The sequence below is a fragment of the Qipengyuania seohaensis genome, from assembly GCF_002795865.1.
GTDB lineage: Bacteria > Pseudomonadota > Alphaproteobacteria > Sphingomonadales > Sphingomonadaceae > Qipengyuania > Qipengyuania seohaensis.
Genome location: NZ_CP024920.1, coordinates 2,188,099 through 2,208,406, shown reverse-complemented (window position 1 = coordinate 2,208,406; position 20,308 = coordinate 2,188,099). Strand labels below are relative to the sequence as shown.

The window sequence follows — 20,308 nt, the reverse complement described above, 5'->3', positions numbered from 1 at the left end:
TGGAACTGGCCATGGATGCTCACCGAACACCGGAGGGCCGCATGACAGGACCGGCAAAGGCCACACCTCAGGCCAAGTGGCGGAACGCAAACCCCAAGGCAACCTGGGCGCATTCCGCCCTAAGGTCCGCGCTTCGTCGTGGCCTCCTCAAACGTGGCCGATGTGAGGTGTGTGGAGCCGAACAAACGGATGGCCACCATCCTGATTACGACCGCCCGATTCATGTGCAGTGGCTCTGCCGCAAGCACCATCGCGAGCTGCACCGAAGGCAAGCCGATGGGAAAGCCTAGAACCTTCACCACCCTTCCGGTCGCGATGATCGCTGACACGGACCTAACCGCGCTCGACCTGCGTGTGGCGGCAGTCGTTGCCCTGCATGACGGCATGAGCGCGGTGAAGGGGAAGGGCGGCGGCTGCTATGCGAAGAACGTGACGCTGGCAGCCCTCGCCCGCACCGATCCCACCAACTTCAGCAAGTCGCTCACGCGGCTTATCAAGAAGAAATATATCACGCGCGAGCCGCAGTTGATGGACAAACGGCGCTTCACCTTGCGTGTCCAATATCCTGCCGATGAAAGTTGGCGAACTGACCAACCTTCTGGCGAGACGGTGGATGTCGAAACAGGCGAGATAGTTGGTGAACCTGCCAAGCCGACACCTGAGATAGTTGGTGAAGCCGATAGCAAGAACGGCAGTTCCTCTAGGCAAACTGGCCGACACTATATTTCCTTAAAGGAGGAACTAGATTCTGTAGAAACAGAGAAACTAAATTCCTCTGAAGAGGCGCGTCTTGGCGACACGTCATTCCCGCCAAAGGATGACGGGCAGTGTTATCGCGTTAACGATGCAATCCGGCAGGGAAGAGATGCGGCCAAAGCCGTGGCTATCGAGTGGGCGCTGGACGCACACCTACCGCCCAACCTCGAAGCTCTGTCCCTAGGCGCACAAGTTTCCAAGCTCGACAAGGCATTCACAGCGATAGGCCGCAACCCGAACGCCCTGCACGAACAGGAGCGTGCCAAATACACGCACCTACTCACCGACATATTCGAGACCTTCATGGGCGGCGATCAGGACGCGACCGCACAGCAAGCCTTGCGCCTGAGCGAAGACATGGCGGTCTATTGATGGAGAGGACAATGAACGAACTACAGCACAACTGGGCAGCACAACACCGCGCGCGATGGTGGACCCCCAAGGGGGTGGTCCGATCTCCAGGGCAAGGAGGGCCTATGGCGGCGGTGGAAGCGCGTAAAAATCAAACTAAGGATGCCAAATCATGTTGAGCGCCCCTGCCCACCTGCGGGACGCTGGCAGCACCTTCTACACTTCGGTCGCTGACGAATACGCGATCACCGACGCGGCAGGCCTCGCCCTGCTCTCACGTGCGGCTGAATGCGTGGACCGAATGACGGCAGCACAAACCGCCATCGCCGAGCATGGCGAGCTTGTTCCTGACCGCTACGGCGGCGTGAAGCTCAACCCTGCCTGCAATCTGGAAAAGGACGCTCGCAGCGGATTCCTCGCAGCCGTGCGCGCCCTCAACCTCGACCTTGAACCCCTCAGGGACGGCCCAGGCCGCCCGCCTGAATAGGAGATCCACTATGCCTACCAATCGCACCCGCCGGAAGCGGACTAAGCAAGACCTCGACGTGCTCAAACTAAGGGAACTCCATCACGGCCCCGGCACGTGCCTTCTGGCAGGCTGTGGCTACTTCATGCATCCCGATTGGCCCGGAGCAGTCCCCGGCGATCAGACTGGCTTTTATTGGGATCTTAGCGACGAGAACCAAGCCAAGGTTCGCGATGCGATGCTCTCCGATTGGCGGCTTTATCGCGACGAAGTGATGGCGGCATGGGATGGCGAAGGCGATCCGTGGGTGCTCACCGAATTTGGGGAGATTGCATGATGCGACCGGAAACCGACGAACAGTTCATCATCGCAGCGCGTGCGATAGCCACCACTCTGCTAGACCGTTTTGCCCACTTCGGGCTTTCGTCTGACGAGATAGCCAACCTGTGCGGAGCCGCGTTTGGTGAAGTTCTCGCCCAGCAGCTTGGCCCGTTTGGCGCAGTCGAACGCATGCGTGACATTGCGGACACACTCGAAAAGCAAGTGCTGGATGACGCGCTCAATTCTTGACTTTGTTCCGCGTTTGTTCTATAGGGGAATCTTCCGGCAATGCCGAGGCCCGCAGGTGCTCCCTTCCTGCAAGACCCTTAACGGGCGGCCTTGGCATTCGTGCATCGATCCGCCCTCAAAATTGGATGGATGGATGAAAACCCCAAAACTGATTGAACTCGAACGTGACCGTCTCACCATCATGGAGGAGGCCCGCTCACTCTTGCACGACCTGGAGGGCGAGACCGACGAGAAGAAGGCTCGCGAACTCGAACGCAAACACGATAGCGCAATGCGCTCGCTAGACGCTAACAAGCTCGACATTGAAGAAGAGCAGATGAACGCTCGCGATGAGGACGAACGCAATTCGCGCCGCCCTGGATCGAACGGAAGCGTTGGCGGTAGCGACGATGGTTCAAGTGACTTTGCCCGCGCGTGGGGCGGTGAAGGTCGCGGCGAATGGATCGATGAGAAGGGCAACGCGGTTCGCGTGCTCGAAAACACCGACCGATTCAGCGATACCCGCCAGCGCGGCAACGCCCTTGGCGACACTGTCCGCGCGATGGTTACTGGCGCACGCAATGACACCGAACGCCGCGCCCTCTCTGAAGGCACCGACAGCGCAGGCGGCTACACTGTCCCCACCCCCCTCGCCTCTTGGTTCATCGACCGTCTGCGTTCGCAATCGGTAGCAGTTCGCGCAGGCGCTCGCACTGTGCCGATGGAATCCCAGACCCTCGCAATCGCAAGGCTGGAAACCGACCCGACGATTGGCTGGCGCGCTGAGAACGCGAGCATTGCGGAAGGCGACCCGACCTTTGGCGCAGTGACGCTGACCGCCAAGTCGCTGGCAGGCATTCTGAAGGTGTCTCGCGAGCTAATGGCCGACAGCCTCAACGTTGGCGAGATGATCGAGAACGCTCTGGCACAGACGATGGCGCTAGAGATGGACCGCGCCGCGATTTGGGGTAGCGGTTCCAGCAACCAGCCTCGCGGCGTCGTGAACACCGTTGGCATCAATAGCGTGAGCATGGGCACCAATGGCGCGGCTCTGACGGACTATGACGCGCTTATCGATGCAATCTACGAACTGCACGCGGACAATGTGCCTAATCCTACGGCTGGCATTCATCACCCCCGCACAGGGCGAGAGCTTGCGAAGCTGAAGGATGCGGACAACAACCCGCTGGGCGTTCCGGGCATGGTGTCGAACATCCCGCTCCTGTCCACGACCGCTGCGCCGATCGATGATACGCAGGGCACCGCAACCGATGCTTCTAGCATCGTTTATGGTGACTACCGCCAGATGTTCCTGGGCATGCGTGAAAGCATCAACATTCGCATTCTGGACCAGCTTTACGCTGACAGCGGCCAGATTGGCATTCTGGTTCATGCCCGCATGGATGTGCAGCTCGCACAGCCCAAGGCGTTCTGCGAACTAGCTGGCATCATTCCGCCTGCGTAACCTCTTCCCGGCGGCTGCTCGCAAGGTTCGCCGCCGGGTTTCCTGGGTGGGAGAGGGGGAGCGGTCCTCCCCCAAGGAGACCCCTCTCCCATTCCCCTGCACGATTGATAGGAATTTCCATGGCCACGACCATGCTTGGCAGTCTGCTAGTGAGTCTCGGATTGGATTCTGGCGAATTCAAATCTGGACTCACCGACGCGGAAAAGCGCCTCAAAGCCACTGAGCGCCAATTCAAAAAGCTCGGCAAGCAGATTTCAGGAATTGGCAAAGCCCTAACCGTTGGCCTGACCGGACCGATTGCTGCGGTTGGCACGGCATTCGGCATGGCCGCTAACAAGATGGCTTCCGAGAGCCGAGAGATTGCTAAATCCGCACAGGTGGCAGGCGAGAGCTTCGAGGCTTTCCAGCGCCAAGCGCACGCCGCCTCTAGTGTCGGTATCGAGTTCGATAAACTTGGCGATATCTTCAAAGACGTTCGCGACCGCGTAGGTGACTTCGCAGCCACTGGCGGCGGGCCGATGGCCGACTTTTTCGAGAACATTGCGCCTAAGGTGGGTGTCACTGCGAAGGCCTTTGAGGGTCTATCGGGCAAACAGGCTCTGCAACTGTATTTCGACAGCCTCAAAAAGGCGAACGTGTCGCAAGAGGAAATGGTTTTCTATCTGGAGGCCATGGCCAGCGATGCCACGAACCTAATTCCGCTTCTGGAAAAGGGCGGCAAGGCTTTTGATGAGCTAGGGGCCAAGGCCTCTATCGTGTCCGATGAGGACCGCGCAAACCTCGAAAAATACAACATTGCGCAAGAGCAGATGGGGCAGGCGACTAAGAAGCTAACGATTGCGTTGGTCAACAGTGGCGTTCTTGAAGCGATCACCAGCCTTGTCGAAGGGTTCGCTAAGTTTACCTCGCAGCTTGCGGAAACCAATCCCGGCGTTCTTAAAGCCGCCGTAGTCATCGGAGGCATTGCCGCCGCCGTTGGACCTGTCCTTGTCGCTCTAGGTGGCCTTGTGAGCATCGCCCCCGCCCTTGCTGCCGCATTCGGCGCGATCAAGGTTGCGGCGCTTGGCCTAATGGCCAATCCGGTTATTCTCGGCTTTGCAGCCGTAGTGGGCGGGATCTATCTGGCATGGAAAAATTGGGACAAGATTAGCGCCATTGTGCGCAACGTCTACAACGGCGTGAAAACGTGGATCGTGGACAAGCTCGGCGCAATCTTTGGGTGGGTGAAGGGCAAAATCGAGGGCGTTAAAAACGCCTTCCGCGATATGTACATTGCCGTTGTCGGCAATAGCTATGTGCCCGATATGGTGGACGAGATTGGCCAGCATATGCGCCGCCTCGATAACCTCATGGTCGCACAGGCCGTTAGCGCCACGAAAAAGACCAAGGATGCGTTTAAACAGCTTCGCGACGACCTGCGCCCCCTCTTGGCTGAATTGTTCCCTCAGGAGGCCCTGGAGGCCGAGTATCGCGCCAAGCAGGACGTTCTAGAGCAAGGCCTGCGCGATGGCGAAATCTCGCCGCAACGCTTTCAGGAGGCCATGGAGCGTGCACAGGCAGCCTATTGGGGCGAACGCGCCCCCGGCTCCAAGCCGGAATTTAACGCCGAGCCGCTAGACAAGAACCTTGCTGATGGCATTGCGAAGGCTGGCGCGGCAATCGACGTGAACCTGCCCAAGATAAACACCTTCGCCCGCGACCTTCGCGAAGGGCTTGGCGCTGCCTTCGATGAGCTTGGCTATCAATTGCAGGGCGTCTTGGTGGGCGCACAGAGCGTTATGGATGGCCTGCGCAATCTCGTTTCGCGAATGCTCTCCATGTCGTTTGAAAAGCTGTGGGGAAGCCTAGGCGCTTCGCTCAAAATTCCGGGCTTTGCGGAGGGCACGAAATTTGCCCCCGGAGGCCTCGCCCTTGTCGGTGAAAAAGGGCCGGAGCTTGTGAACCTCAAACGCGGCTCGCAGGTTATCAATAACCGCGACCTCACCGGACTGATGGCGCAGCGCAGCGCTGCACCTAGCCAACCTGTCTACATGACGGTGAACACGCCGAACGCAGACAGCTTCCGGCGCAGTTCCTCTCAAATCACCCGCGAATTGCGGCGCAAACTGAACGGATAAACCTATGCAACAGACAACAGACGCCGCCCCCTACATCACGGCAATCAGCCTCGCGCTCTATGCCGTTCACGATCAGCTTGTGGCCCAAGGCTCGCTTCAGCCCGGAAGCGTGCCCAAGGCGTTGCGGGCGTTTGATCCCGGCGCAAACGAGGAAGCCAAGACGGTGGCCGCTATCATGGAGGCTATCGCGACAAATCTGGAATCCTTCAGCTTCGGCCCCGGTGGCTCACCTCGCCAATTCGATATTGTTGACGGCGGCAAGGGAGACGAGTGATGGCGGCGGCATTCGAGAAGTGGGAACACACGGAAGACAGTTTAACTGTGACGTTGGCAATCGCTGGGCGCAGCAGCTTTGGCTTGCGGCCGGTAAGGCTGGCTACCTCGACTGGCGAGACAGATTACGCGGTTGAACTTACCACGGTAGCCACGGATAAAGACCTTCAGGGCTTTACCATGCATGGCTTTGCAACCGCTGAGACGCCTATCGGCATTCGTGTAACTGGCGCTTTGGTTGATACGATAACTCTACGCCCAGCCGATGGTTCAACCATCACGGCAGGAGCCATCCAAGCATTCGCTGGGCCGGGAGAGGGATGATGCGCGACTGGGAGCCTATCGACCCGCGAGGGGAAAAGATCACACGGCGCGAGGCATGGGCGACAGGCATACTGCTAGTCATCGGCCTCTTGTGGGTATTCTCGCCTCTGTTCCGCTGAAAGCATTTTTCGCAATGCTCAAAGAGTAGATGCGATCCGCGACAAAAGTGCGCTGGTTGCTGGCTGCTTGCAACGGAACATCGCAATTCGATTGAAGCGACACAAATCGCAACTATCTTGATGCCGCAACCCAACACTCAACTGTATCACTCTGAAACACCACTCTCACATGAACTGGCGACAACGATCAGTTTCAAGCTTGATTAACTCGGAAGTTGTAGGATAAGCGACATCAAAACGGCACTGCATGGCACCGTATGACACGGAACAGCATATGCAAAAGACCGTTGAAAGAATGCGACAAGGAGAATCCCATGAAGGCTTTTATGACCCGCGATAGCTGGGGTGGCCTTTAACTGCCCCCTGCAGTCGACATAAGCATATCAACCTCTGCGGCCCCCGATGTATGGACATTGGGGGCCGTTTTGGTACCCATCATCGCTGCGGGGGTAGCGATATGGGGCGTGCAAACGCAACGCGCTATCGCCCGCAGGAAGGCCACTCTGGACCACTTGGCCGTCGATAATGTCGACACAGACATGATCCGAGCCAGAACAACCTTTATTAAGCTTGCCCTAGGACCTGGTGGTCTTGCTCCCTACGCCGATAACGACAAGGAGCACAGCAAGGAGCAGCAAGCGATCCGTCTAATCCTCAACGATTTCGAGCTTGTCTCTACGGCCATCCAATTCGGCATCATGGATTTCGAGTTCTACAAGCAACAGGCTGGGGGCACTGCAATCCGCTACTGGGAATGCGCAGCGCCGTTCGTTCACGCAATTCGACAAAAAGCTGGCAGAAACACTTTATATTGCGAATTTGAAGCCTTAGCCGGATGGATCAGCGACGATCACAAACCCAAAAAGCGCAATCGCTTGTGGCGCAAATTTTTCTGAAAATTGGATCTTAGCGAGACGGCCGGCTTAATCCAAAGTCCTCATTGGCCGATGCATTACCCACTAGAAGGGTCCATTCTCTTTCGCTCGCGCCCTCACAGTCTCGCCATCCACCTGGAGCGAGAGCTTCGACGAGGTTCGATTGGTGATTTGGGATGAGCAGGTCTCGCGGCTCTCCGGCGCTTCCCGCCTCGATAAAAAGAGCGAGGCGCGTATCACCGGCTGAGGCAGTAAAAAACTCAGCGAACCGGTCCTGAAAAGGCCCCCATTCATCGAGGGGCATCGTTTTGCAGCGAAACATTCGCGACTCCTCAGTTACCTATAAGTTACCTAGTAAATCCAAGGTAACTCTCGAAACCTCGGAAAATTGGCGCGCCCGGCAGGACTCGAACCTGCTGCCTCAAGATTAGAAGTCTCGCGCTCTATCCAGATGAGCTACGGGCGCGCGCGGGTCAGGCCATAACGTGCCTTTGCGCCTGCGCCAATCGGGGATAGGCAGCGCTCTATGGATAAGCCCGATACACACGCCCCGGCCGCACCGCGCCGTTTTCGCTATTTCGACATCGTCATGGCGAGCTTCGTCGCCGTGCTTCTGCTATCCAACGTCATCGGAGCGGCAAAATTGTCCACCGTCGCGGGTTTTACCTTTGGCGCAGGCATCCTGTTCTTCCCAATCAGCTATGTCATCGGGGACGTGCTGACCGAGGTATACGGCTATGCCAAGGCACGCAGGGTCATCTGGGTCGGGTTCGCGGCGCTGATCTTCATGGCGTTCATGAGCTGGGCCGTCGTGGCCATGCCCCCTGCGGCAAGCTGGGACGGACAGTCGGCCTACGAAAGCGTTTTCGGGCAGGTGCCGCGCATAGTGCTGGCATCCATCATCGCCTTCTGGGCGGGCGAGTTCGTAAATTCCTACGTCCTGGCACGGATGAAGGTCTGGACGAAGGGCAAGGCGCTGTGGAGCCGGACGATCGGCTCGACCGTGTTCGGACAGGCGGTGGACAGCGCGATTTTCTACCCAATCGCCTTTCTGGGCGTGTGGGAGACGCGCGACGTGTTGATTGTGATGGTCACGAACTGGTTGTTGAAGGTCGTCTGGGAAGCGGTCCTCACCCCCGTAACCTACTTGGTGGTGGGCAAGCTCAAGGCAGCCGAAGGCGTCGAAGTGTTCGACACAGACACCGATTTCTCGCCCTTTGCGACTACCGGCAAGGACAGCTGATACGAAAAGGGGCGGCCCGATGGACCGCCCCTCCCTCTCCCCTTTTGAAAGGGTATCCTAGAACTTCGCACCGACTGCGACGCCGAAGCGACGCGGGTCGAGGGTGAAGATGTTGGTGAAGTTACCCGAAGACGCATCGGTCAGGTACAGGCCCGTCACCGAGTTGGCATCGAAAATGTTCTGGACGAAGGCGCGGACATACCAGCGCTCGTCAGCAGAGTTGAGCTGCACCTGGGCATTGGCCTGCACGAACGGAGCGATGCGGTTGACCGATCCGTTGAACACGTTGCCGTATTGCTCGCCCGTCATCGCGATATCAAGGCGCGGAACCAGCGTCATGCCGCTGCCGAATTCGGCAGTGTACTGAACGCCGATCGAGGCCTTGTATTCCGGCGCCTGGGGCAGCTTGTTGCCCTTGAGGTTGACTTCAACACCGGGGCTCAGGACCGAAAGCGGACCAAAGCTGTCGATGAAGGGTTGCAGCGGGGCAAGATCGGGATTGACCAGCCCGATCGCACCGGCAGCGGCAGCTTCGTAGATGCTGCAGATACCGAATGCGCCCGAGGAAGCGATACCGCCGTCAGCTGGGAATTCGCTGGTGCCCTGGAGCTGGAAGAACGGGTTCAGGAAGTTGACGAAAGCGTCTGCCCCCGCACCGGTGACAGCACAGAGCGAGCCGTTGCCGAGATCCTTGATGATGACAGCGTCGGGATCGCCGCCGCCCGGATCACGCGGGTTGGAGAAGAACTGGTCGCCAGCGACCTCGGCATTGAGCCAACTGAGGTTCATGTTGATCAGCCAGTTGTAGCTCGGCGAGATGATCGTCTCGAGTTCGAGACCCCAGATCTTGGCGTCGATCGTGTCGTTGACCGAAGTACGGGCAACGATACGGCTGAGCTGCAGGCCCTTGTAGTCGTAATAGAAGCCGGTGAGGTTCACCTGCGCAGCACCATCGAGGAAAGTGTTCTTCGAACCGATTTCAAAAGCATCGATCTGCTCGGAACCGAAGCTCTCCTCGACCGCGAAAATCGGCGAAAGCGGCGGGTTGATACCGCCCGACTTGTAACCGCGCGAGTACGAGAAGTAGATCTTGCTGTCAGGGCTGATTTCGTAATCCAGAACCGCGCGTCCGGTTATCTCGTTGAACGAGACTTCGCGGGTCTGCAGCAGCTGGTTTCCATCGGTGCCCGGATCGGCATCGAAGCCTCCCACGAACGGAGAGGAGAACGGGTCGGCCGTATTGGCAAACGGGTTCAGGAAGCTCGCCAGCGTGGTGCGCGCCTCGACCGTTTTCTTGTCGTCGTTGTAGCGCAGACCACCGGTGAACTTCAGCCGGTCCGAGATGTCGAAATAGACTTCACCGAAGATACCGAAGCTTTGCAGCGAGAAGTCGGTCGTGTTGTTCCGGTACATCGACGTCGCCAGGTAGGACGGCGGCAGCGGTGCCGGTGCGTCGGTGACCGGATCGGTATTCGCGAAGGCTGCGAAGGTACCGAGGATACCGGTTGCATAGTCCAGCCCGAAAGCGTTCACGTAATAGCTGTTCTCGCTCACTTCGGACTCGGCATATATCCCGCCGATCAGGAAGTTGAACGGGCCGTCGAGATCGCTCGACAGGATCGCTTCTGCCGACCACGAGGTCTGGTACTGGACCGACCTGTCGAAGCTGAGCGGCGCATCCGAACAGATGGAATTGCCCTCATAGGCACCGAAGTTCTCGTCGTCGTTGTCGGACGTGCAGAGCACTCCGTTCGGCCCATTGGGAATGAGCGCATCGGCAATCGGCGAGAAGTAAGCGCTCGATCCTGGGATGAAGCCAAGGATCGCTCCGGTGTCCGGGTCGGTAACGGGCACGCCATTGTCGGCGAAGAACTGTAGGGTGTTGAGGCCCGTCGCATATCCGCTGCGGTCGAGTACGCCGAGGTTGTAGTCCTGCCGGCTGTCGACCGTGGTTTCCTGGTAGATACCGGTCAGCGACAGGTTCATCGCACCGATGTCCTGGTCGAGATGAGCCTGCAATTGCAGTTCGTCGGCAAAATAGTCAGGCGTGAATGGCGTGTTCACGACGCGCACGTCGTCGGGCTCGTCGAAATTGGCGAAGCCGTCAGGGCCGTAGACGCTGCCGAGGGCCAGCGAAGCGGGCAGACCCTGGATGGTGAAGAGTTCCGCCGAGGTCAGCACCGATGCGAGTGTTGCGTTCGCATTGGCGCTGTCGAAGTCGCGCCGCGAATTGAGGCAGCCCAGCACACCGGTCGGGTCGCGCTGGCAGGTCTGCTTCTGGATACGCAGACGGTCGTCGTCCTCGTGGAAGTAGAAGCCCATCAGATCGATGGTGGTCGACGCGGTAGGTTCGAAACGGAGCGAGCCGCGAATGGCGTACATGTCGCGGCCGTCGATGTTCGATCCGTCGTACAGGTTCTCGGTATAGCCGTCGCGGTTGAGGTAATAGCCCGCGACGCGAACGCCGATGCTGTCGCCGATCGGCACGTTGACCATGCCCTTGGCGCGAATGCTGTCGAAATTGCCATATTCAAACTCGGCTGCAGCGCCGAAGCCTGACAGGTCCGGCTTGGCGGTGACGACGTTGACCACGCCCGAGGTTGCGTTGCGTCCGAACAGTGTACCCTGCGGGCCACGCAGGACTTCGACGCGCTCGAGATCGAAATATTCCGCTTCGAACAGGCGCGTTCCGAACAAAGGCGAACCATTGACGTGAATTGCAGTCGCCGCATCGCAGGTGACGCCGACGCAAAGGTCGCCGATCCCGCGGATGGTGAAGCTGGCGCTGGTGAAGTTGGATTTGGTAAACGAGACGTTGGGCAAGGTGAGCTGGAGATCACTCGCGTTCTCGATCTGCTGCGCTTCGAGAGCCTGTGCATCGAAGGCGCTGACCGCAATCGGAACTTCCTGCAGGCTCTGCGCCTGGCGCTGTGCGGTCACGATAATGACGCGCGAAGGGTCGATATTTTCCGCGATGCCGGATTGGCTGTCGTCCCCGGTGACATCCTGTGCATAGGCTGGAACGGCGAGCGCGCCCGCGCAGATACCGGCCAGAAGGCCTGCTCTGATCTTCATAATCCCTCTCCTCATCCTGGCCGCTCTGGAGGCGGCCTAGGAGACGAAAACTATCATGAATTCCTATGCAAGCAAGGTTTCGCGCACGATTGTTGCGCTGCAACAGCAGTTTGCGATGGATATGTTGCGACTGCGAAAAGATGCAGCCCGGTGGTTGACGTTACGGCATCGGGGCATTAGGGCGCATCCACGCCAAAATGTCACGCTTCGAGCAATTCCTCGCTTCTGGCGATTTGCGCGATACCACGCCGCCCATCCGCGCCTCGTTCGAGTTGCACGACCACGTCGATCACGCTTGCCGCATAGGCAATCGTGTCCTGTCGCGTGAGACCGATTCCCGTCTGCATGACCATCAGCGACAACTGCTCAAGCGCGCCCCGAAGGCTGTTCGCATGGATCGTCGAGAAGCTACCCGGGTGACCCGTGTTAATCGCCCGCAGGAAGCTGACGCTTTCCGCGCCGCGCAGTTCGCCCAGCACGATCCGGTCGGGCCTCAAACGCAAGGCAGCTTGCAACAGCTCGTTGGCCGTGACCTTGGCCTCGCCCAGTTCGCCCTTCACTGCGACCAGGCCGACGCCGTTTTCGCCCGGCAGCTTGAGCTCGGGCGTATCTTCCACGAGGACCACTCGCTCCTGCTTGGGAATTTCGCCCAGCATTGCGTTGAGAAAGGTCGTCTTGCCCGTACTGGTGCCCCCGGAGACGAGGATGGTGCGGCGCTGGCGCACGGCTTCACGCAGGAAGGCAATCGGCTCCGCCTGCGCATCGGGAAGGTCACCAGGCTTGCGCGGCGACAAGGGGCCCGCGTCATAGGCGTCGAGCGGAAGATCGAGCCGGCGATGGCGGCGAATGGCCATGGCCCAGTGCTTGCGCGCAGCCGGCGGACCGCAGAACTGGATACGCGCGCCATCAGGCAGCGTTGCGCCAAGCAAAGGGTGCTCGCGGTTGATGCCCTGGTGACTGACCCGCGCCACCTGTTCCGCCAAACGCTGGATCAGCCGGTCGTCGATATCGGGGCGATCGACCTTGTGCATGCCGCCTGCTGCTGCATCCTCCACCCATACTTCGCCAGGGCGATTGACCAGGATTTCGGTGACCGTGTCTCGTTCAAGCCATTCCTCGAACGGCTTGAGATAGGCTTCGAGATAGACGCTTCGCTCGCCCGACGTGTCGATCGCGGGCGCAGCGTCCGCATCGGCTTCGGGAAGGATTGGATGGATGTCGGCGGCCATGGTCGCTCCGGGCCTCAGCTGACCTTGGAAAAATCGAGATCGCGGGCGGTGAAGATCCGGATCGGTTCACCCATTTTCACCCGCACCGTCGGGCCACGCTGGCCGTCCTGCTGAGCTGCGGTGGAAGCAGCCGACTGACTTGCCCCGCCCAGCACGATACCGCCGGCACCGCCGGTCGCAAGCGCGCCGAGACCGCCGACAACCGAAAGCAGCATGGCAGATCCGAAGCGCTGGAAGAAACCGGCGCCCGAGACCTTGCCTTCGAGCCCGGTCGTGCCGTCGAAACCGATGGCGGGCGAAGCGAGGTTCACCGATGCCCCGTCGGGCCGGATCAGGCGCGTCCAGATGACATAAGCGCGTTTCTGGCCGTTCTGCATCCCGGACTGGTATTGCCCGATCAGGCGGCTGGAACGCGGCACCAGCACCTTGCTGCCATCGAAGCTGCGCACGTCCTGGCTGACCACAGCGCGCACGAAACCCGGCACATTGGTATCGATCGCCGTCTCCAGGATCGCGGGGATCAGCGTGCCTTGTGTGACGGTGGTCGAGGGATTGGTCATCGCCTTGGCCTGCGCAGGCGCACCGCCGACGCCGCCCACGCGGCTGGCGAAATCGGTCGCTGAATTGCCGCTGCCCGTTGCTCCACCGCTGGCTGCCTCTGCGGCGATTGCGGCAGCCGGTCCGGTGACTGCAGGACTGCCGGCATCGAAGACGACGGTCGGATTGCTGTAGGGATTGGGCCCGGCCATGGGCTGCGGCGCGGCGGCCAGCACTGGCGCGGGTGCAGGGTCGGCCATCGCGGCCTGCTGGTTGGCGGTCGGAGGTGCCACGACGACAGCAGGTGCCGGTGCAGCTGGCGCGGGAGCTGCGGCAGGCTGAGCCGCCTGTTGGCCGCCTATCCCCTGCGGTTCGGGCATCCGGGCCGCGCTCATGCTCCATAAGGTGACGGCACCCAGGCCGGCGACGATCGCGATGCCTGCGACCATGCCGAGCGCGTCGGACTTTCCGCCAGGACGGGCCACTGCGGGAAAGGCATTGCGCTGGGCGAGGTCGATGACGTCGGCGTCGGTTTCGTCGCGCGGATCGAAATCGTTCGCGACGCTGCTGTCGCCGGGCTTCTTTTCTGGAAGGCGCATGGCGAGACGCATCACTTCGCCTCCCTTTGGGCGAGCACGGCATCGCCGCGCTGCTGGGTGGTAGAGGCCCGTTCAGGGCCGGTGTTGATCAATGTCGCCGTGCGTTCACCGGTGCGCAGGATGATCGAACGCGGCACGCCGTCGATCGCGATTGTGTTCCCGTCGACGGTGTAATTCACCGGTCCTTCCTCACCCTTGCTGTTGGTAACGAGGATGGCTGGCACATCCCGGCCCGCAGGCCATTTGAGGAACGTGGTCTGCCCGTTGTCGAAGGCGGTTTCCGGCAGCAGCGAGGCTTCTCCCTCCCCGCTCCAGGCGAGGTTGATGTCGGCTGGGTCGAAGGTCTCGGTTGGTCCTTCCGCCGGGCCTGCGGCGGCATCGGAAGCAGCCATCTGCGTGTCTGCGAGCTCTTCTTCAGGCTCTGCCGGATAGTCGAAGCGCAACACGTAGAGCGGCTTTGCAGTCGGCGATGCGACCAGATCGAACAGATAGGTCCGCTTGCTGGTGACAACCGTCAGATTGGTCGCAGCACGCGCTTCCAGCGGTTTGACGAACAGGATGTTCGCACGCTTGTTCGGCGTTACCTGCCAAGTTGCCGAGTTGCCGATGGCGACATTCTCGATAGTCTCATCGTCACCGAACACGATGCTGGCCTGGACGTTGACGCGCCCTGGCACAGTGACGACCGAATATTCGTCGTACATGACCTGCTTCAGCCGCGCGTCCGCCAGTGCCGGCGTCGCAGACAGTGCAAGGACGAGCGCGGTCAGGACTGCGCGTTTCATGACGGTTTCTCCATTGAAGGGGCTGGACCGCGGGTAGGCACGGACTTGAAGCGGCTGCCGATCCCCATGGTCCGGCTGGGTCCCGCCTTATCGGGCCCGGCCTGAGTATTTGCTGAAGCGGTCGCATAGACCTTGGTGGTGCGTACACTGCCAACCGCACCGGAGCTATCGTTGGCGGCAGGTGCGGTGGCGGTTGCAGAGACATCGATCCGGCGCGCCTGTTCGCTCGCCTGGGTAGCGGCCTGCGCTGCGTAAAGGTGGGGCTGAAGGGCGGGCGCCGGCGCGGCGGGCTGGTCGTCACGCTCGGACTTGTCCGAAGCCAGGCCGAAAACGGTCCAACCCGAAACCATGGCACCTGCGACCTTGAGGACGAGCACCATCAGCGCGACGTGCACCGCACCGATCATGAAAAAGGCCATTCCGGCCTGTGCCGGGACGGTGCCGGGAGTCGCAGTGATCGACGACAGGATCGGAACCGACAGTTCGAGCATGATAGATCCGCCCAGCACCGCGAACAGCGGCGCCAGGGCGCACATCACAAGCCCCTTGAGCCAGCCGACGAACAACCCGCGTGTGCCGTTGAACAGGGCCAGCACAACGAATACCGGACCGATTGCGACAAGGATGCCAAGTGCGATCTTGGTCGTGACCAGAAGGCCAACCGTACCGAGCATGAACAGCATTGCGCCAAGCCACATCATCCCTTGCGGCGAGAATGCAGAGAAATCGGTGTTGCTGCCGCTCGCTTCCTGGATGGCAATGAAGACCACGTCGATTTTCTGGGCGAAGGTATCCGTGGCCGATCCTTGCGTGCCGGTCAGGACGCCTGCGAGGTAATCTGGCGTTCCTACTGCCAGGTTCCAGACCACGCTCTGATAGGCAACCCAGCTGGTCGCGAAGGTGAGTACGAGGCCGAGCGTCATCATGCGCGGGACAAGCGAGCGCACGCCGATATTGGCCCTGCCTGTCAGCAGCAGGAAGCCGAAAACCGCAATGTAAAGCGTCAGCAGGATCGTGAGCGTGGTGCCAAGGGCGCCACCTGGTGCGAACAGGCGACCGAACGCCATGGCCGACGCTTCGCCTGCCATACAGTCGACACCGCGCAGGGCGGCGGCGACGCCGTTGCCGACCTGGTCCGTCGCTTGCTGGCAGGCTGCGCTTGTCATTCTGCCGCAAGCCCTATCTGGATGTCGTCATTATCGGCGCTATCCTGAGCACCGCCCGGCCATGCGGAGCCGGTCAAAGCGGGGAACCAGTCGGCGGGCGCATCGCCCATTGCCTCGCGCAGCAGGTCCAGGCGGCGTACAGAGCTTTCGCGGCCAGACAGCAAAGTCAGCACTTCGGGCGCGCCCGACAGGTCGAGGCGGACCACCACGCTCGCATCGGGCTGGCGCACGAGAAAACAGCGACTGTGCGCTGGCAAGCTGCGGATCAGCGCCAGTTCGTGACTGGTGAGACCGAACCCGTCGCAATAATCCTCTGCGCGCGCACGGCTGTTGGGCATGAAGACCATGGTAGCGGTCTGTTCCACCAGCGCAGTCGAGATGCGGCTCTCCAGGGCATCGCGGGCGGATTGCGTCGCAAAGCCGACCAGCGCGTTGCGTTTGCGCAGCGTCTTGAGCCAGTCGCGAATGCGTGCTGCGAACACCTCGTCGTCAAGCGCCTTCCAGCCCTCGTCGATCAGGATCATCGTGGGGCTTCCGTCGAGCCGCTCTTCGATCCGGTGGAAGAGATACATCATCGTCGGGGTGCGCAGTGCGGGGTTCTCCAGCAGCGCGGTCATGTCGAAACCGAGCACGCGGGCGGAGAGGTCGAGTTGATCTTCCGCATTGTCGAACAGCCAGGCCTTCTCGCCCTCGCCGATCCAGGCCGACAGGCGGTCCGCCAGATCGCCCGGCTGGGGCCGCTTGCTGCCGGAGAGCAGCTCCTTGAAATGCCGCAGGCGGCGCAGCGAGGCGTCATTGGCATAGGCCGCATCGACCGCATGGGCGATAGTGGCCTCTTCTTCCGGACCGTTCGCATTCAGCAGGACGCCAAGCCAGTCACGCAGGAATGCCTTGTTGGTCGGGCTGTCGGACAGGCCGAGTGGATTGAACCCGGTGGGCTCGCCCGCGCGGATACTGTCGTAGCGTCCGCCGATCCCGCGCACGAAAAGCTCCGCGCCGCGGTCCTTGTCGAAGAGGACTGTGCGCGGTTTGAACTTCTGAGCCTGCGCAGCGAGGAAATTCATGACCACGGTCTTGCCCGACCCGCTCGGCCCGATGACCGAGAAATTGCCAAGGTCGCCGTGGTGGAAATTGAAGAAGAACGGGGTCGCGCTGGTGGTTTCCAGCAGGGTGACGGCATCGCCCCAGTGGTTGCCCTTCGCCTGGCCGAGCGCAAAGCCATGCAGCGAACCGAAGCTCGCCATGTTCGCGCTAGAGATCAGGGCGCGGCGCACGAGATAGCTCTCGTTGCCCGGGAACTGGCCCCAGAAAGCAGGTTCGAGGTTGGTATCTTCGCGGACCGCGATCGCTCCGGTATCGGCAAGAGCGGCACTGCATGCCGCTGTCGCATCGTCGAGGCGGGCGAGATCGCGCTCTTTCACCATTACGGTGAGGTGATGATCGCCGAAGCCCACCGCCCCGTTGCCAAGCGCATCGCGGGCGGACATCATGTCCGCACGCTCGGCCATGGCTTCCTCGTCAGCCGATTTCAGGCGCCGGATCGAAAGGTCCATCCGCTCTCGCGCGGTCTGGCGCTCGGCCGGGGCATAGCTTTCGCACACAACCATTTCGAACGGCAGGCGCAACAGGCCGTCGAGCAGGCCCGGGCTGGTCGCCTCAGGGTAATCCTTGAGGCCCAGGATGGCTGCGAAATCGGGCGAGCCGGATCCGCGCAGTTCCATCGCGTCGAGACCGAAGCTGACGCGGCGATAGGGCAGCATGTGGCCGATATCGACGTCGTCCGCAGGCTTGCGCACCGGGCGCATCTCGCCGTTGTAGAGCGCGGAAAGCAGCTCCAGCATTTCGGAATTGGTATTGCCCTGTGCACCGACATAATCGCCTAGGGGCACAGCGCCGTAAGCCTGCAGCGAAGCAATGAGCCCCTGTGCGGCAGCACGCAGGCTGCGCAGGTCCTTGGGATCGGCTTCCAGCCGGTCCTTGCGGCCTTTGAGGCGCTTGGACACCTTCTCGGCCCAGCCCGCCTTGCCGCGCGCAGGGCGCCGGATCAGCGTAATGAACTGGTCGTTGACGAATAGCTGGCCCGAGCCGAGCCGCTCTTTCCAGCGCGCATCGATATGGCGGCTGATGGGATCGGGAAATTCCGCTTCGAGGTCGATCGAAACACGGCGCCTGATGACGTGATGATAAAGCACGAAGCGCGCATCGAGCGTGGAACGCAGCACTACTTCTCGTGTGGCGGCGTGGGCGTTCAGGGCCTCGCTATCCTCGGTCTCGAACAGCAGACCGGGGACCTGGATTGCGGTCATCACGCTGCCGTCGCGCAGCAGGACGGTATTTTCGTCCACCATACGCGAATAGGGCAGGCGGTCGCCCGCCTTCGCTTCCCGCACACTCCACGAGGCGGGGCCGATCCATTTGCGGTCACGCGGCATAGCTGTTGCACCCCCAGCGCTTGTAATTCTTCACGCGCGGGCATTTGCTGACCTTGGTCATCCAGAGGTCGAAAATCCGCGGTTCGCGCAGGCAGGCGAAATAGCCCACGCCATGCATGACGAGCGCGGCAAACAGCGCCCAGAAGCTGCCCGTGATGAGGAAAATCTCGGTCGTCACCACCCCGTTGATGATGAAGTAATTGAACGTCACGCCGGCAAACATCTGCGGCCGGGTGAGCGCCTTATGGACGGGGTGGCGGACGAGAGCGGTCATATCAGCCTGCCGCCACGCCCTGGATACCGGCGACGATCGAAGCCGCGCCGAACAGGATGAACACGCCGATGATCACGGTCGCACCGAAGCGCCAGTTGAGGCGTCCGGTCAGCATCATGAAGCCGACCGCTGCAACCGCCATGACTGCTACGGCGGTCGCGACATTGCCGAGCAAAGTGCCCTGAAGCCACGACAGAGCATTAACGATGGGCCCCGAGCCCGCGGGGTCGGCGGCTTGCGCGAAAGCGGCGGTCGGCCAGAGCAACATGGCCAGTGCGGCCGAGCGGGTGACAAGCGATTTCAAGTCGGATTACTCCCGTGAATGATCTGCAAGGCGGCCCATGATCGAGGCCACGTAAAGCTGTGTTTCGCGAATGCGCGGGACGCCGCCTGCGCGCTCCACGCATCCCGGACCGGCGTTGTATGCGGCGAGCGCTTTTTCCAGGTCGCCGTCGAAGCGATCGAGCTGCGCCCTCAGGTAACGCGCGCCGCCTTCGAGATTGGCGAAGGGATCGCGTGGATCCACGCCCAGTTCGCGCGCGGTCGCGGGCATCAGCTGGGCTAGGCCCTGCGCGCCCGCAGGCGAAACGGCGTCGTGCCGCCAGCGGCTTTCCTGCCAGACCATTGCTTCGAGGAGCGATTGCGACAGGTCGAAGCGCTGCGAAAGTTCGGCGATCTTGGCGCGGTAGATTTCCGGCACGCCTGCCGAATGTGCAGCGGGGTCGGCGATGACATGATCGGGGATGGCCAGCCCTTCGGGGACCGTTTCGTTGCCATCGGCCGGGATGATAAACTGGTCGGGCGCAGCTTCAGTGGCGGCGCGGTCGCCGGCTATCCAGCGCGCTCCGTCAGCATCGATCTCCATGACGTCCGCCTTCACCGGGAAAGCGGCGAATGCTCCGCCTACGCAAATCGCGTGGAGCACCCATCGTGTACGAATCATCGTCGAACACCCTCCGTGCGGCCCCTCTGGAGACCTTACATGACACGAGGGTGACAAGAAGCTGAATGCCTGGGGAAAACTCTTTCCCCAATGAAAAAGCCCGCTCTCCGTAAAGGAAAGCGGGCATCTCGGTGGTGTTCTGTCGGCCTAGCGGCTGGCCAGCGATGCGAAGCCGGTGGTGCGTCCTTCATCGATCATCGCGAGGCCGCGACGCGCAAGCACACGCGAGTCGACCCATGATCCATCTGCGGTCTCCAGGCGATAACGGTCGTCCAGCCGGGCGGCCTGCTGGAAGCGTTCACGTGCGCCCTCGTGCTGACCGAGACGCGCCAGAGCGACCCCGTGGTTGATGAGCCGCGCCGGATCCTGCGCATCGGCGCCCGACTGCGCTTCGAGTACTTCGAGAGCACCGGCGGGATCCCCGGCCACCAGCTCTTCATAACCGATATTGTAGCTCGGCTCGGCATTCGAAACGACTTCGATCGGGCCACTACCCATAACCAGAACCGTTGCTGCGACGACGAAGGACATCTTTTCACTCCCACTCTTTCTTGAGGGGTTTTTTGAGCGAAGATTTCAGCGACTGCAACAAAACCGTAACATTGTCACAAATCTGCAATGACCGGCGAAATCCGCAGCGATTGCACTGATCGGCGGTGAAATCTGTTGAAAGTGCAACATAACGGTCACGAAGCGTCACAAACTGTCACACGCCGCCCCTAGCTGGCGA

Annotated in this window: 20 protein-coding genes and 1 tRNA gene; 10 read left to right on the top strand and 11 right to left on the bottom strand. The window is 60.9% G+C overall.

What is annotated here, in order from left to right; genetic code table 11:
* Positions 1–189 precede the first annotated feature (189 nt).
* From CVE41_RS10765 to CVE41_RS10725, 9 genes are all read left to right on the top strand, one after another.
* Positions 190–1,128, top strand: a complete 939-nt coding sequence (locus CVE41_RS10765; protein ID WP_157799492.1) for a MarR family transcriptional regulator — start codon at positions 190–192, stop codon at positions 1,126–1,128.
* A 151-nt stretch (positions 1,129–1,279) separates the two neighbouring features.
* Positions 1,280–1,594 (top strand): hypothetical protein, encoded by a 315-nt coding sequence (locus CVE41_RS10760; protein WP_198507654.1) that lies wholly within the window; start codon positions 1,280–1,282, stop codon positions 1,592–1,594.
* Positions 1,595–1,604: 10 nt separating this feature from the next.
* A complete protein-coding gene (locus CVE41_RS14655; RefSeq protein WP_157799491.1) occupies positions 1,605–1,910 on the top strand; it encodes a hypothetical protein in 306 nt (101 codons plus the stop codon).
* Complete coding sequence (locus tag CVE41_RS10750; protein ID WP_100260649.1) at positions 1,907–2,143, top strand: hypothetical protein; 237 nt, start codon at positions 1,907–1,909, stop codon at positions 2,141–2,143. Before CVE41_RS14655 ends, CVE41_RS10750 begins: the two co-directional genes overlap by 4 nt.
* A 133-nt stretch (positions 2,144–2,276) precedes the next feature.
* Complete coding sequence (locus CVE41_RS10745; protein WP_157799490.1) at positions 2,277–3,587, top strand: phage major capsid protein; 1,311 nt, start codon at positions 2,277–2,279, stop codon at positions 3,585–3,587.
* Between the two features lie 119 nt (positions 3,588–3,706).
* Complete coding sequence (locus CVE41_RS10740) at positions 3,707–5,704, top strand: phage tail tape measure protein (RefSeq protein WP_100260647.1); 1,998 nt, start codon at positions 3,707–3,709, stop codon at positions 5,702–5,704.
* 4 nt (positions 5,705–5,708) lie between these two features.
* Positions 5,709–5,978, top strand: coding sequence for a hypothetical protein (locus CVE41_RS10735; RefSeq protein WP_100260646.1), 270 nt, complete (start codon positions 5,709–5,711; stop codon positions 5,976–5,978).
* Entirely contained in the window at positions 5,978–6,301 is a 324-nt protein-coding gene (locus CVE41_RS10730; RefSeq protein ID WP_100260645.1) for a hypothetical protein, read from the top strand. The genes CVE41_RS10735 and CVE41_RS10730 overlap by 1 nt, the downstream gene beginning before the upstream one ends.
* Positions 6,302–6,845: 544 nt before the next feature.
* Positions 6,846–7,316, top strand: a complete 471-nt coding sequence (locus CVE41_RS10725; protein ID WP_157799489.1) for a DUF4760 domain-containing protein — start codon at positions 6,846–6,848, stop codon at positions 7,314–7,316.
* Between the two features lie 368 nt (positions 7,317–7,684).
* Here CVE41_RS10725 and CVE41_RS10720 read toward each other — a convergent pair.
* Positions 7,685–7,761 (bottom strand) — tRNA-Arg (locus CVE41_RS10720).
* Between the two features lie 60 nt (positions 7,762–7,821).
* Here CVE41_RS10720 and CVE41_RS10715 point away from each other — a divergent pair.
* On the top strand, positions 7,822–8,538 hold the full coding sequence (locus CVE41_RS10715; protein WP_100260643.1) for a queuosine precursor transporter: 717 nt from the start codon (positions 7,822–7,824) through the stop codon (positions 8,536–8,538).
* Positions 8,539–8,595: 57 nt separating this feature from the next.
* On the opposite strand, the gene CVE41_RS10710 is transcribed toward CVE41_RS10715, so the two are convergent.
* The 10 genes from CVE41_RS10710 to CVE41_RS10665 all read right to left on the bottom strand — a co-directional run bounded on the left by CVE41_RS10710 (position 8,596) and on the right by CVE41_RS10665 (position 20,109).
* Entirely contained in the window at positions 8,596–11,613 is a 3,018-nt protein-coding gene (locus tag CVE41_RS10710) for a TonB-dependent receptor (protein ID WP_100260642.1), read from the bottom strand.
* Positions 11,614–11,813: 200 nt separating this feature from the next.
* Entirely contained in the window at positions 11,814–12,842 is a 1,029-nt protein-coding gene (virB11, locus tag CVE41_RS10705; protein ID WP_100260641.1) for a P-type DNA transfer ATPase VirB11, read from the bottom strand.
* Between the two features lie 14 nt (positions 12,843–12,856).
* Positions 12,857–13,990 carry a TrbI/VirB10 family protein gene (locus tag CVE41_RS10700; protein WP_100260640.1) on the bottom strand — a complete coding sequence of 378 codons (1,134 nt, stop codon included), beginning with the start codon at positions 13,988–13,990 and terminating at the stop codon, positions 12,857–12,859.
* Positions 13,990–14,763 (bottom strand): TrbG/VirB9 family P-type conjugative transfer protein, encoded by a 774-nt coding sequence (locus CVE41_RS10695; RefSeq protein ID WP_100260639.1) that lies wholly within the window; start codon positions 14,761–14,763, stop codon positions 13,990–13,992. The genes CVE41_RS10700 and CVE41_RS10695 overlap by 1 nt, the downstream gene beginning before the upstream one ends.
* Positions 14,760–15,929, bottom strand: a complete 1,170-nt coding sequence (locus CVE41_RS10690) for a type IV secretion system protein (protein WP_100260638.1) — start codon at positions 15,927–15,929, stop codon at positions 14,760–14,762. Before CVE41_RS10690 ends, CVE41_RS10695 begins: the two co-directional genes overlap by 4 nt.
* Positions 15,926–18,361: a VirB4 family type IV secretion/conjugal transfer ATPase gene (locus tag CVE41_RS10685; RefSeq protein WP_100260637.1), complete on the bottom strand. Its 2,436-nt coding sequence runs from the start codon at positions 18,359–18,361 to the stop codon at positions 15,926–15,928. The genes CVE41_RS10690 and CVE41_RS10685 overlap by 4 nt, the downstream gene beginning before the upstream one ends.
* Positions 18,351–18,635 carry a type IV secretion system protein VirB3 gene (locus CVE41_RS10680; RefSeq protein ID WP_090478181.1) on the bottom strand — a complete coding sequence of 95 codons (285 nt, stop codon included), beginning with the start codon at positions 18,633–18,635 and terminating at the stop codon, positions 18,351–18,353. Before CVE41_RS10680 ends, CVE41_RS10685 begins: the two co-directional genes overlap by 11 nt.
* A gap of 1 nt (position 18,636) precedes the next feature.
* A complete protein-coding gene (locus CVE41_RS10675) occupies positions 18,637–18,939 on the bottom strand; it encodes a TrbC/VirB2 family protein (RefSeq protein ID WP_100260636.1) in 303 nt (100 codons plus the stop codon).
* Between the two features lie 6 nt (positions 18,940–18,945).
* Positions 18,946–19,578, bottom strand: coding sequence for a lytic transglycosylase domain-containing protein (locus CVE41_RS10670; protein WP_232725665.1), 633 nt, complete (start codon positions 19,576–19,578; stop codon positions 18,946–18,948).
* Between the two features lie 147 nt (positions 19,579–19,725).
* On the bottom strand, positions 19,726–20,109 hold the full coding sequence (locus CVE41_RS10665; protein ID WP_100260634.1) for a tetratricopeptide repeat protein: 384 nt from the start codon (positions 20,107–20,109) through the stop codon (positions 19,726–19,728).
* Positions 20,110–20,308: the final 199 nt, after the last annotated feature.

What these genes read in the sequence shown, in the direction of transcription:
- CVE41_RS10765 (WP_157799492.1), top strand. Translation starts at nt 190, where the DNA reads ATGGCCACCATCCTGATTACGACCGCCCGATTCATGTGCAGTGGCTCT.
- CVE41_RS10760 (WP_198507654.1), top strand. Translation starts at nt 1,280, where the DNA reads ATGTTGAGCGCCCCTGCCCACCTGCGGGACGCTGGCAGCACCTTCTAC.
- CVE41_RS14655 (WP_157799491.1), top strand. Translation starts at nt 1,605, where the DNA reads ATGCCTACCAATCGCACCCGCCGGAAGCGGACTAAGCAAGACCTCGAC.
- CVE41_RS10750 (WP_100260649.1), top strand. Translation starts at nt 1,907, where the DNA reads ATGATGCGACCGGAAACCGACGAACAGTTCATCATCGCAGCGCGTGCG.
- CVE41_RS10745 (WP_157799490.1), top strand. Translation starts at nt 2,277, where the DNA reads ATGAAAACCCCAAAACTGATTGAACTCGAACGTGACCGTCTCACCATC.
- CVE41_RS10740 (WP_100260647.1), top strand. Translation starts at nt 3,707, where the DNA reads ATGGCCACGACCATGCTTGGCAGTCTGCTAGTGAGTCTCGGATTGGAT.
- CVE41_RS10735 (WP_100260646.1), top strand. Translation starts at nt 5,709, where the DNA reads ATGCAACAGACAACAGACGCCGCCCCCTACATCACGGCAATCAGCCTC.
- CVE41_RS10730 (WP_100260645.1), top strand. Translation starts at nt 5,978, where the DNA reads ATGGCGGCGGCATTCGAGAAGTGGGAACACACGGAAGACAGTTTAACT.
- CVE41_RS10715 (WP_100260643.1), top strand. Translation starts at nt 7,822, where the DNA reads ATGGATAAGCCCGATACACACGCCCCGGCCGCACCGCGCCGTTTTCGC.
- CVE41_RS10710 (WP_100260642.1), bottom strand. Translation starts at nt 11,613, where the DNA reads ATGAAGATCAGAGCAGGCCTTCTGGCCGGTATCTGCGCGGGCGCGCTC.
- virB11 (WP_100260641.1), bottom strand. Translation starts at nt 12,842, where the DNA reads ATGGCCGCCGACATCCATCCAATCCTTCCCGAAGCCGATGCGGACGCT.
- CVE41_RS10700 (WP_100260640.1), bottom strand. Translation starts at nt 13,990, where the DNA reads ATGCGTCTCGCCATGCGCCTTCCAGAAAAGAAGCCCGGCGACAGCAGC.
- CVE41_RS10695 (WP_100260639.1), bottom strand. Translation starts at nt 14,763, where the DNA reads ATGAAACGCGCAGTCCTGACCGCGCTCGTCCTTGCACTGTCTGCGACG.
- CVE41_RS10690 (WP_100260638.1), bottom strand. Translation starts at nt 15,929, where the DNA reads ATGACAAGCGCAGCCTGCCAGCAAGCGACGGACCAGGTCGGCAACGGC.
- CVE41_RS10685 (WP_100260637.1), bottom strand. Translation starts at nt 18,361, where the DNA reads ATGCCGCGTGACCGCAAATGGATCGGCCCCGCCTCGTGGAGTGTGCGG.
- CVE41_RS10680 (WP_090478181.1), bottom strand. Translation starts at nt 18,635, where the DNA reads ATGACCGCTCTCGTCCGCCACCCCGTCCATAAGGCGCTCACCCGGCCG.
- CVE41_RS10670 (WP_232725665.1), bottom strand. Translation starts at nt 19,578, where the DNA reads ATGATTCGTACACGATGGGTGCTCCACGCGATTTGCGTAGGCGGAGCA.
- CVE41_RS10665 (WP_100260634.1), bottom strand. Translation starts at nt 20,109, where the DNA reads ATGTCCTTCGTCGTCGCAGCAACGGTTCTGGTTATGGGTAGTGGCCCG.